The organism is Pseudomonas sp. AC463, assembly GCF_979253585.1.
In genome coordinates, this window is sequence record NZ_CEEDDZ010000008.1 from 18,442 (window position 1) to 30,207 (window position 11,766).

10 protein-coding genes are annotated in these 11,766 nt (G+C 63.2%); 7 read left to right on the forward strand and 3 right to left on the reverse strand.

Features of this window, described 5'->3' with window-relative positions; translation table 11 throughout:
* Positions 1–8: 8 nt before the first annotated feature.
* Positions 9–1,307: a multidrug effflux MFS transporter gene (locus AC0IYH_RS11805; protein WP_471834458.1), complete on the reverse strand. Its 1,299-nt coding sequence runs from the start codon at positions 1,305–1,307 to the stop codon at positions 9–11.
* A gap of 92 nt (positions 1,308–1,399) precedes the next feature.
* Between AC0IYH_RS11805 and pdxR the strand changes: the two genes are divergently transcribed.
* On the forward strand, positions 1,400–2,884 hold the full coding sequence (gene pdxR / locus AC0IYH_RS11810) for a MocR-like pyridoxine biosynthesis transcription factor PdxR (protein ID WP_471834459.1): 1,485 nt from the start codon (positions 1,400–1,402) through the stop codon (positions 2,882–2,884).
* Here the strand turns inward: pdxR and AC0IYH_RS11815 are convergent.
* Complete coding sequence (locus AC0IYH_RS11815; protein ID WP_471834461.1) at positions 2,814–3,722, reverse strand: MurR/RpiR family transcriptional regulator; 909 nt, start codon at positions 3,720–3,722, stop codon at positions 2,814–2,816. The two genes, pdxR and AC0IYH_RS11815, sit on opposite strands and share 71 nt — an antisense overlap.
* Positions 3,723–3,804: 82 nt before the next feature.
* A complete protein-coding gene (locus AC0IYH_RS11820; RefSeq protein WP_133250602.1) occupies positions 3,805–4,008 on the reverse strand; it encodes a hypothetical protein in 204 nt (67 codons plus the stop codon).
* On the opposite strand from AC0IYH_RS11820, the gene AC0IYH_RS11825 reads away from it, so the two are divergent.
* The 6 genes from AC0IYH_RS11825 to iolG all read left to right on the forward strand — a co-directional run bounded on the left by AC0IYH_RS11825 (position 4,007) and on the right by iolG (position 11,606).
* Positions 4,007–5,944, forward strand: coding sequence for a bifunctional 5-dehydro-2-deoxygluconokinase/5-dehydro-2-deoxyphosphogluconate aldolase (locus AC0IYH_RS11825; protein WP_471834463.1), 1,938 nt, complete (start codon positions 4,007–4,009; stop codon positions 5,942–5,944). The two genes, AC0IYH_RS11820 and AC0IYH_RS11825, sit on opposite strands and share 2 nt — an antisense overlap.
* A gap of 170 nt (positions 5,945–6,114) precedes the next feature.
* On the forward strand, positions 6,115–7,005 hold the full coding sequence (iolE, locus tag AC0IYH_RS11830) for a myo-inosose-2 dehydratase (protein ID WP_116630475.1): 891 nt from the start codon (positions 6,115–6,117) through the stop codon (positions 7,003–7,005).
* Positions 7,005–7,793 (forward strand): 5-deoxy-glucuronate isomerase, encoded by a 789-nt coding sequence (gene iolB, locus AC0IYH_RS11835; protein WP_116630476.1) that lies wholly within the window; start codon positions 7,005–7,007, stop codon positions 7,791–7,793. Before iolE ends, iolB begins: the two co-directional genes overlap by 1 nt.
* Positions 7,794–7,818: 25 nt before the next feature.
* Positions 7,819–8,634, forward strand: a complete 816-nt coding sequence (locus AC0IYH_RS11840; protein WP_116630477.1) for a TIM barrel protein — start codon at positions 7,819–7,821, stop codon at positions 8,632–8,634.
* A gap of 10 nt (positions 8,635–8,644) precedes the next feature.
* Positions 8,645–10,576, forward strand: coding sequence for a 3D-(3,5/4)-trihydroxycyclohexane-1,2-dione acylhydrolase (decyclizing) (iolD, locus tag AC0IYH_RS11845; RefSeq protein ID WP_471834466.1), 1,932 nt, complete (start codon positions 8,645–8,647; stop codon positions 10,574–10,576).
* 19 nt (positions 10,577–10,595) lie between these two features.
* Positions 10,596–11,606 (forward strand): bifunctional inositol 2-dehydrogenase/D-chiro-inositol 1-dehydrogenase, encoded by a 1,011-nt coding sequence (iolG, locus tag AC0IYH_RS11850; RefSeq protein ID WP_471834468.1) that lies wholly within the window; start codon positions 10,596–10,598, stop codon positions 11,604–11,606.
* Positions 11,607–11,766: the final 160 nt, after the last annotated feature.

Sequence of the window (11,766 nt, forward strand, 5' to 3'; positions counted from 1 at the left end):
TGCGCTCATTACTGCTGTGGTTCCTCGGTGTACCTATCCCGGTCATCATTCTGATCGCAATCTTCATGCACTGATCCTGAGTCAAGCCAGGATCCACTGTGGGAGGGGGCAAGCCCCCTCCCACATTTTGTTTGGCGCAGTGTCAGCCAGGTTGCGACGAGCAAAAGACTGGCCACTGAGGTCATGATTACCAAGGGTTGTGACGTTCCGTCAGACAGCAGCCCGGTCGCCCAACTGCTCACCGCCGTGAGGAACATCTGGGTGAAAAAGAACAACCCCGAGGCCGTCCCGGCAATCGCACCATAGGGCTGCAGCACTGATAGCTGGCACGCCGGAATCACCATCCCCACCGACACCATGATCACCACCATCGGCAGCACAATCGCCAGCCATTGCTGCGGCAACGCCGTGGTCGCAGCTGCGAGGAGGAGGCTGCCGAGCACATTGAGGGCGATGGCGGCGCTGATCAACTGGTCCGGCTCGACGCGCAGCACCAGGCGACGGAACAGGTTGGCGCCGAGCATGTAGCCGCTGATCGTCGCCGCGAACACCAGCGCATAAGCCGTGGCAGACAGGTGAAAACCCCGCTGCAGCAGCGCCGAGGACTCGCTGATAAACGGGAAATAGGTGCTGTACACGCAGCCGATGGCCAGGGAATAGCGCAGGAAATGCCGGTCGCGCAGCAGTTGGCCGTAAATGCGCAGCAGGTTGCTCGGCGGCGCGGCGGCGACGTGCGGCGGGCGGGTTTCCGGCAGGCGGCGGTACACCACCAGGTACAGCACCGCGCCGATCACGCCAAGCAGCACAAACAAGCCGCGCCAGTGGATAAACGGCAGCATCAGGCTGCCCAGCACCGGCGCGGCCATGGGCGAGATGGCCATGGCCATGGAGATCAGGCCCAGCAGGCGCGCCTGTTCGTCGCGGTCGAAGTAGTCGCGCACGATCACCCGGCCGATCACCGTGGTGCAGCAACCGCCCAAGGCCTGGAACAGGCGGGCGACGATCAGCACCGCAAGGCTGTCGGCCAAGGCGCAGGCCACGGTGGCCAGCACATACAGCAACAGCCCGGCCAGCAATACCGGGCGCCGGCCGAAACGGTCGGTCAATGGGCCGCTCACCAGCAGCGAAATCGCCGAGCCGAGGGTGTACAGCGTGAGGGTCAGTTGCAGTTGGCTGTCACTGCTCTGGAAGTAGTCAGCCATGGCGGGCAGGGCTGGCAGGTGCAGGTCCAGGGTGATGCGCGGCAGGCCGATCAGCACGGTCAGCAGCACCAGCCAGAACCAGGAGGAGAGGGCGCGTTGAGTCATGGGACGCTTCTTGGCAAGGAGTAGAGCCCGAACTCTAGCGGTAGTGTGGTTTAATCCTGAGAGCCACTTATGGCGCAAAGGACTGGACCACTATGAGCCGAGGAAAAGCCGCATCGATGCTCGACCTGCCGCGCCCTGACGCGCTGGATGCAGGCAAGCAGCAAGGTGCCTACGAGGCGTTACGCGCCGCCATTCTGAATCGGCAGCTGCCGGCGGGCAGTCGCTTGCCGTCGACCCGCAGCCTGGCCGAGCGTTGGCTGGTGTCGCGCGGCACCCTTGAGGCGGCGTTCGAGCGGTTGCACAGCGAAGGCTATGTGCAGCGGGTGGCAGGTTCCGGCACGCGGGTGTGCGCGGTAATCCCCGAGCAATTCATTGCGGCGCATAAACCTCAGCTCAAGGCGCGCCGAGCCCTGGAAGTGGACCGCCCGCCAGGCGGCGTGCAGAGCCACGTGCCCTTTGTGGCGCGCCGCCCCGACGCCGGCCTGTTCGACCTGAAAACCTGGGCCCGCTGCATCTCCCGTGGCCTGCTCGCGGCAGGCCCGGGCGTGCTCGAAGCGGCGCACCCCGCCGGCCTGCCTGACCTGCGCGGGCAGATCGCCCAGTACCTGCGCAGTTATCGCGGCATGCATTGCGAGGCGGATGAGGTGATCGTCACCACCGGCATTCGCCACGCCCTCGACCTGATTGCGCGTACGCTGCTCACGGCCGGCGATATCGCCTGTGTGGAAGACCCCGGCTATCCACCGGCGCGGCGCTTGTTTGCCTTGGCGGGCGCGCAGGTGCAGGCGATCAACGTCACGTCCGAGGGGCTCGACACTGCGCAACTGCCCGAGCACGCGCGCCTGGCCTACGTCACCCCGGCGCACCAGGCGCCGTTGGGCATGACCTTGTCGGTGTCGCGCCGCCTGGCGCTGCTGGACTGGGCTGCGCGCGCCGAGGCGTGGGTGGTCGAAGACGACTACGACAGCGAATACAACTACAACAGCGCGCCGCTGGCGGCCCTTAAATCCCTGGATGGCGGCGACCGGGTGATCTACTGCGGCAGCTTCAACAAGAACCTGTTCCCCGGTTTGCGCGTGGGGTTCATGGTGGTACCCAAGGCACTCCGTCGGCCGCTGCTGCGTACCCTGCAACTGACCGGGCATTCAGTCGGCGCCACCGACCAGTCGGGCTTGACCGAGTTTCTGCGCAGCGGCGCCTTTGTGCGCCACCTGCGCGCCTCGCGCCAGGCTTACCAGGCCCGCCGCGACACGCTGCTCGACTGCCTGGGCGGGCACTGCACCGTCAGCGGCCAGCAAGCCGGGCTGCACTTTGTGTTGTGGTTGCCGGCGGGGGTGGCCGAAGACGATTTTTGCAGCCGCGCCGCCGCCGTCGGGTTGACGCTACAGCCGTTGGGCAAGTTCTGCGTCGACACGCGCCTGCCGCCGGCGGTGATTATCGGCTACACGGCGCTGACCCTTGCGCAGATCCGTTTTCATGGCCGCGCTTTAACCGCGTTACTGGCGATCAGTCGTCAAACCCAACCTGCTCATGAATCTCATCCACCTTCAACTCCAACCGATACGCCACCGCGATAAACAACGCCTGGCACAGGCACAAAGTCGCGCTCAACGAGCGAAACGCAAACGACGACCCCTCATTCACCAACAGCACCGCGTTCGCCCGCTTGGCCAGCGGCGACAGGTTGCTGTCGGTGATGATCAAGGTCTTGGCCTGATGATGCTGGGCAATGCGCAGGCAATGCTGGGTCTCTTTGCCGTAGGGCGTGAAGCTGATCGCAATCACCAGGTCATTGGCGCGCACGCTGCGCATCTGCTCACGATAGCTGCCGCCCAGGCCCGAGATCAGGTGGATGCGCTTGTTGGTGTGCTGCAGGTTGTAGACCAGGTAATCGGCCACGGCAAATGAGCGGCGCACACCGACCACGTAGATATTGTCGGCGTTGACCACCAGGTCCACGGCTTTGTCGAACGCCACATCATCCAGCTCCAGCCCCAGGCGCTCGATGCCGGACAGGGTGGCATTCACGCATTCGCGGGCCAGGTCGCCGCCGCTGGCCTTCTGCGACTTGTTGGCGATCATGCTGCGAATGCGCTGCTGGTAGTTCTGCACCGGCGTGGTCTTGTGGGTGTAGGCCTCGCGGAACAATGCCTGCATCTCACTGAACCCGCTGAACCCGAAACGCTGGGAAAAACGCACGATGGCCGACGGGTGCACTTCGCACTCGCGGGCGATATCGCTGATGCGGTCGACCATGATCCGGTCGCTTTGCTGGCTCATATAACTGGCGATGCGTTTGAGCTGGCGCGGCAGGCTTTCGTATTCGTCGGTAATCAGCTGCAACAGACGTTCGGCATTCACCGGAGGGCTGGCGATAGTGTCTTCCAGGTTCGTCTCGGGATCGGTGCGGGACATGGGCAATCCTTCTGGCTTGTTCTTCTGATGCGCTGATGGGTGGCGCAAGTCTACAGGGTAGGCGCAAAAAAATACCCCGGCATCACGGCCCCCGTGGCCTGCTGAAACGATGCACGGCGGCTGGCATGCCATTATGCTGGCTTATTGGAAAAAATATTCCACTAAAAATAATTATGGAATAAATATTGATTGCCGCCGCCGGACGTTCTAGTCTGCTCCCACCAAGAGCGTTTGCCGTCGCCACGGCGGCACAACGCAGGCTGATAAAAATAACAGGAGCCAGCATGGGCCAGACTCGTTTTGCCAGTGGGCGTCAATTGGATCTGATTTGCCTCGGGCGCCTGGGCGTCGACCTCTATGCGCAGCAAGTGGGTGCGCGGCTTGAGGACGTGTCCAGCTTCGCCAAATACCTCGGCGGTTCCTCCGCCAACATCGCCTTCGGCACCGCCCGCCTGGGCCTGCGCTCGGCGATGTTGAGCCGGGTAGGGGACGACCACATGGGTCGCTTCCTGGTGGAATCCCTGGCCCGTGAAGGCTGCGATGTCAGCGGCATCAAGGTCGACCCGGAACGCCTCACCGCGCTGGTGCTGCTGGGCCTCAAGGACCGCGAAACCTTCCCGCTGGTGTTCTACCGCGAAAACTGCGCCGACATGGCCCTGCGCGCCGAAGACATCAACGAAGCCTTTATTGCCTCCAGCAAAGCCTTGCTGATCACCGGCACGCATTTCTCCACCGACAGCGTGTACAAGGCCAGCATCCAGGCGCTGGATTACGCCGCCAAGCACAACGTCCAGCGTGTGCTGGATATCGACTACCGCCCGGTGCTGTGGGGCCTGGCGGGCAAGGCCGATGGCGAAACGCGCTTTGTCGCCGACCAGAATGTCAGCCAGCACGTGCAGAAAATCCTGCCGCGTTTTGACCTGATCGTCGGCACCGAAGAAGAATTTTTGATCGCCGGCGGCAGTGAAGACTTGCTCACCGCGTTGCGCACCGTGCGTGAACTCACGCCGGCGACCCTGGTGGTCAAGCTCGGCCCGCAGGGCTGCACGGTGATCCACGGCGCGATCCCTGCGCGCCTGGAAGACGGCGCGATCTACCCCGGCGTGCGCGTGGAAGTGCTCAACGTGCTGGGCGCCGGCGACGCGTTTATGTCGGGCTTCCTCAGCGGCTGGATCAACGACGCCAGCGACGAGCGCTGCAGCCAGTTGGCGAATGCCTGCGGCGGCCTGGTGGTGTCACGCCATGCCTGCGCCCCGGCCATGCCGACCCCTGCCGAGCTGGATTACCTGTTCAACAGCCCGGTGCCGATTACCCGGCCCGACCAGGACCTGACCCTGCAACGCCTGCACCGTGTCACCGTGCCGCGCAAGGCCTGGAAGCAGCTGTTCGTGTTTGCCTTCGACCATCGCTGGCAACTGGTGGACCTGGCGCAAAGAGGCGGCCAGGACCCGGCGCGCATCAGCGAGATCAAGCAGCTGTTTATCCAGGCCATCGAACGCGTGGAAACCAAGCTGGCCGAGCAGGGCGTCGAGGCTGACGTGGGCTTGTTGGCCGACCAACGCTTCGGCCAGGACGCGCTCAACGCCGCCAGCGGTCGCGGCTGGTGGATCGCGCGCCCGGTGGAAGTGCAGAACTCGCGCCCGCTGGCGTTTGAGCACGGGCGCTCGCTCGGCAGCAATTTGATCGCCTGGCCCCAAGAGCAAATCATCAAGTGCCTGGTGCAATACCACCCGGATGACGAGCCGTTGCTGCGCCTGGAACAGGAAGCGCAACTCAAGGCGGTGTACGACGCCTCGCTGGTCAGTGGGCATGAACTGCTGCTGGAAGTCATCCCGCCCAAGGATCACCCCTCGACCTACCCGGACGTGCTCTACCGCAGCCTCAAGCGCCTGTACAACCTGGGCATCTACCCGGCGTGGTGGAAGATTGAAGCGCAATCGGCCGAGGACTGGAAAAAGCTCGACGAACTGATCAATGAGCGCGACCCGTACTGCCGTGGCGTAGTGCTGCTGGGTCTGAACGCCTCGGCGGAGTTTCTCGCCGACGGTTTCCAGCAAGCACGCCTGAGCACCACCTGCCGTGGGTTTGCCGTGGGCCGCACGATTTTCCAGGAACCCAGCAAAGCGTGGATGGCGGGCGAGATCGACGATGAAACCCTGATCCAGCAAGTCCAGGCCACCTTCGAACAGCTCATCAACGCCTGGCGCAGTGCTCGAAACTAAATACAGTTCTAAATGTGGAATGCAATCAAATGTGGGAGGGGGCTTGCCCCCGATAGCAGTGTGTCAGGCAACACATCTCTAACTGATCCACCGCTATCGGGGGCAAGCCCCCTCCCACATAAAGCAGAAAGCAGATCTCAGTAATACCTGAAAATAATAAAGGTGCAGCCATGCCCGCAATCCGAATTGGCATCAACCCGATCTCCTGGAGCAACGACGACCTGCCGGCCCTGGGCGGTGAAACGCCCCTGAGCACCGCCTTGAGCGAAGGCAAGGAAATCGGCTACGAAGGCTTTGAACTCAACGGCAAATTCCCCAAGGACGCCAAAGGCGTCGGCGACGTGCTGCGCCCCTATGACCTCGCGCTGGTCTCCGGCTGGTACTCCAGCCGCCTCGCACACCGCTCGGTAGCCGAAGAAATCGAAGCCATCGCCGGCCACGTCGAGCTGTTGAAACAAAACGGCGCCAAAGTACTGGTCTACGGCGAAGTCGCCGATTCGATCCAGGGTTCACGCATTCGCCTGATCGAACGTCCGCGCTTGCACAGCGAACAGGCCTGGCAGGACTACGCCGACAAGCTCACTGAGCTGGCGCGTTTCACCCTGTCCCAGGGCGTGCGTCTGGCCTACCACCACCATATGGGCGCCTACGTCGAGTCCCCCGAAGACATCGATCAATTGATGAAAAGAACCGGCCCGGAAGTCGGCCTGCTGTTCGATTCGGGCCACTGCTACATGGGTGGCGGCGAACCGCTGGAGGTGCTGCGCAAGCACATCGACCGCGTGTGCCACGTGCATTTCAAGGACGTGCGCAAACCGGTGGTGCAACTGGCGCGCAACCAGATGTGGAGCTTCCCCGACTGCATCGTCAACGGCACTTTCACCGTGCCCGGCGACGGTGATATCGACTTCGCGCCGTTACTCGACGAGCTGCTGGCGGCGAAGTACGAAGGCTGGCTGGTGGTCGAAGCCGAGCAGGACCCGGCCGTGGCGCCCAGCTATATCTATGCGAAAAAGGGTTACGACACCCTGCGCGCACTTCTCAGCGAGAGGACCCAGTGATGAGCCTGTTGGTCAAAAGCAGCAAACGTGGGCAAACCATGGTCGCCCTGGAAGAGGGCCGCCTGGAATACGTAGGGTTCAAGGCCTACCGCCTGAGCCTGGGCGAAACCCTGCCGGTCAGCGCCGGTGATAAAGAGCTGTGCCTGGTGCTGCTCAGCGGCCGGGTCAACATCGAGGGCGAAGGCTTCAACTGGCAGAACCTCGGTGATCGCCAGTCGGTCTTCGAAGAAAAATCACCGTTCGCCGCCTACCTGCCGCCGGGCACCGACGCCCAGGTAACGGCCTTGAGCGATGTGCAGATTGCCGTCTGCGCCGCGCCCGGGGCCGAAGGCTACGAACCCCGCCTGATTCGCCCCGAAGACTGCAAGCGCAGCGTGCGCGGCAAGGGCGCCAACACCCGCTACGTGTGCGACATCCTGCCGGACACCTCGCCAGCCCACTCGCTGCTGGTGGTGGAAGTGCGCACGCCGTCGGGGCATTCGTCCAGCTACCCGCCGCACAAGCACGACACCGACGACCTGCCGCACCAGAGCTTCCTCGAAGAAACCTACTATCACCAGATCAACCCGCCCCAGGGCTTCGTGTTCCAGCGCGTGTACACCGACGACCGCAGCATCGACCAGGCCATGGCCGTGGAAAACAGCGACCTGGTGGTGGTGCCCAAGGGGTACCACCCGGTCAGCGTGCCGTATGGCTATGAGTCTTACTACCTGAACGTGATGGCCGGGCCCAAACGCGCCTGGCATTTCCACAACGACCCGCAGCACAGCTGGCTGCTGGACCTCTAAACGGTTTGGACGGAGAACAACAATAATGAAGTCGCCTCTACGCTTTGCCCTGAACCGCATGGTCGCGCCCAACCTGTCCCTGCCGGATTTCATCCAGTTGGCGGCCGCGCTCAAGTGCGATGCCATCGAGATCCGCAACGACCTCAAGAACCGCGAAATCGAATACGGCACCCCGGCCAGCCGCGTGCGTGAGTTGTGCGCGGTGCAGGGCATTAAGGTGCTGTCGATCAACGCGCTGTACCCCTTTGATGTGTGGAACGACGAACGCCGTGCCCAGGCGCTCAAGCTCGCCACTTACGCCCGTGAATGCGGGGCGCAGGGTTTGGTGATGTGCCCGCTCAATGAACCCGGCGACACCCGCAACGACGCCCAGCGCGCTGCCGGGTTGCGCACTGCCCTGAGCGAGCTGGCGCCTATTCTGCGCGAGCACGGGATTCTCGGTTTTGTCGAACCCTTGGGCTTCGAAGAATCTGCCCTGCGCCGCAAGCGCGTGGCGGTCGACGCGATCAAGTCCATCGGCGGCCTGGATGTGTTCCGTGTGGTGCACGACACCTTCCATCACCACCTGGCCAACGAGCATGAATTCTTCCCGGAACTGACCGGGCTGGTGCATATCTCCGGCGTGGAAGATGCCGAGGCGCCGCTCAACTCGATCCGCGACGGCCACCGCGTGCTGGTGGGCGAGGGCGATATCCTCGGCAATGCCGCGCAGATCGACACCTTGCTCAGCACCGGTTACAGCGGCTACCTGTCGTTCGAGCCGTTTGCGACCAGCGTGCATGAATTGGCGGATATCCAGCAGGCCTTGGGGGCGAGCATCGCTCACCTGCAAAATCGTTAAGGGGCGCGACATGACCACCACTCGACTGACCATGGCCCAGGCCCTGGTGAAGTTTTTGGACAACCAGTACATCGAAGTCGACGGCGTGCAGAGCAAGTTTGTCGCCGGGGTCTTCACCATTTTCGGCCACGGCAACGTGTTGGGCCTGGGCCAGGCCCTGGAGCAGGACAGCGGCGATTTGGTGGTGCACCAGGGCCGCAACGAGCAGGGCATGGCTCATGCCGCTATCGGTTTCGCCAAGCAGCACCTGCGCCGCAAGATCTATGCATGCACGGCCTCTGTCGGCCCCGGCGCGGCGAATATGCTCACCGCCGCCGCGACCGCCACGGCCAACCGGATTCCGTTGCTGCTATTGCCGGGCGATGTCTACGCCAGCCGCCAGCCTGACCCGGTGCTGCAACAGATCGAGCAGTTCCACGACCTGAGCATCAGCACCAACGACGCGTTCCGCTCCGTAAGCAAATACTGGGACCGCATCAACCGCCCCGAGCAGTTGATGACGGCGGCGATCCACGCCATGCGCGTGCTCACCGACCCGGCGGAAACCGGCGCGGTGACTCTGGCGTTGCCGCAAGACGTACAGGCCGAAGCCTGGGATTACCCGGACTACTTCCTGCAAAAACGCGTGCACCGCATCGACCGTCGCCCGGCTACCACGGCGATGATCGGCGACGCGCTGGCTGCCTTTCGCGGCAAGCGCAAGCCGCTGATCATCTGCGGTGGCGGGGTCAAGTATTCCGGAGCGAATGCGGCGCTGCAGGCGTTTGCCGAGCGGTTTGATATTCCCTTCGCCGAAACCCAGGCGGGCAAGAGCGCGGTGGTCTCCAGCCACCCGCTGAACCTCGGCGGCATTGGTGAAACCGGCTGCCTGGCGGCCAACCTGCTGGCGCCCGAGGCGGATCTGATCATCGGCATCGGCACCCGCTACACCGACTTCACCACCTCGTCCAAGTCGCTGTTCAAGCACGCCGACGTGAAGTTCCTCAACCTCAATATCAGCCCTGCCGACGCCTTGAAGCTCGACGCTGTGCAGGTGCTGGCCGACGCCCAGGTCGCCCTCGAAGCGCTGGCGGATGCCTTGGGTGATTACCGCTCCGGCTGGGGCGAGCAGATCGCGCAGGCCAAGGCGCAGCTGGAGGCTGAAGTGGATCGCGTGCATCAGGTGGAATATGACGGCGACGGCTTCGTGCCGGAAGTCGACGACCACCTGGACCGCGCCGTACTGCGCGAATTTATCGAGCTGACCGGTTCCTGCCTGACCCAAAGCCGTGTGCTCGGTGTGTTGAATGACACCCTGGCCGACGACGCGATCATCGTTGCCGCCGCCGGCAGCCTGCCCGGCGACTTGCAGCGCGCCTGGCGCAGCAAGGGCGTGAACACCTACCACGTCGAATACGGCTATTCATGCATGGGCTACGAGATCAACGCCGCGCTCGGCGTGAAGCTGGCCGAACCGACCAAGGAGGTTTACGCCCTGGTCGGCGATGGCTCCTACATGATGCTGCACTCGGAGCTGGCCACCTCGATCCAGGAGCGGCGCAAGATCAACGTGGTGCTGCTCGACAACATGGCCTTCGGCTGCATCAACAATTTGCAGATCGGCAACGGCATGGACAGCTTCGGCACCGAGTTCCGCTACCGCAACCCCGAGAGCGGCAAGCTCGACGGCGGCCTGGTGCCGGTGGATTTCGCCATGAGCGCGGCGGCCTATGGCTGCAAGACCTACAAGGTCAGCACCGTGGAGCAACTGCAAGAGGCGCTGGCGGATGCGCGCACGCAAACCGTGTCCACGCTGATCGATATCAAGGTCCTGCCCAAGACCATGATCCACGGCTACCTGTCGTGGTGGCGGGTCGGCGTGGCGCAGGTGTCCACCAGCGAACGCACGAACGCCGCGGCAAAAAAACTCAATGAACACCTGGCGAAGGCCCGGCAGTACTAATAACAAGAGGAGTGTTTGTATGTCGTTGAAGCTTGGAGTGATCGGTACCGGTGCCATCGGCCGTGACCATATTCGTCGTTGCAGCCAGACCCTGCTCAACAGCCAGGTGGTGGCCGTCACCGACATCAACCTTGAGCAAGCCGCCAAGGTCGTCGCCGATTTGAAGCTGGATGCCGAGGTGTACCCGGACGGCCACGCGTTGATCAATTCGCCGCAGGTTGAAGCCGTACTCGTGACCTCCTGGGGCCCGAGCCACGAAGAGTTCGTGCTGGCTGCCATCGCCGCCGGCAAACCGGTGTTCTGTGAAAAGCCCCTGGCCGTCACCGCCGAAGGCTGCCGCAAGATCGTCGAGGCCGAAGTGGCCCACGGCAAACGCCTGGTGCAAGTGGGCTTCATGCGCCCGTACGACGAAGGTTATCGCGCCCTCAAGGCCGTGATCGACAGCGGCCAGATCGGCGAGCCGTTGATGCTGCACTGCGCGCACCGCAACCCGACGGTGGGCGAGAACTACAAGACCGACATGGCGATCACCGACACGCTGATCCACGAGCTCGACGTGCTGCGCTGGTTGCTCAACGACGACTACGTGTCGGTACAAGTGGTGTTCCCACGCAAGACCAGCAAGGCCCTGGCCCACCTGCGCGACCCGCAGATCGTGCTGCTGGAAACCGCCAAGGGCACGCGCATCGACGTGGAAGTGTTTGTGAACTGCCAATACGGCTACGACATCCAGTGTGAAGTGGTGGGGGAGACCGGTATCGCCAAACTGCCGGAACCGTCCCAGGTGCAACTGCGCAGTGACGCGAAGTTGTCCAACGCAATCCTGATGGACTGGAAGGACCGGTTTATCGGCGCCTATGACGTGGAGTTGCAGGCGTTTATCGACAGCGTACGCGCCGGGCAGGTGGGTGGGCCGTCGGCGTGGGACGGGTTTGCGGCGGCGGTGGCGGCGGATGCGTGTATTCAAGCGCAGAGCAGTGAGCAGATTGTGAAGGTCAGCCTCCCTGATCGCCCGCACTTCTACGGCTAACCCACTGAAGAAACTCGGTCAAAAATGTGGGAGGGGCGGTGCGACGATTCGACTTGCCCCCGATGGCAGTGTGTCAGTCAACAAACCTATACCTGACCCACCGCTATCGGGGGCAAGCCCCCTCCCACATTTGAATTGGGTTTCCAGTTCAAGTTTGGAG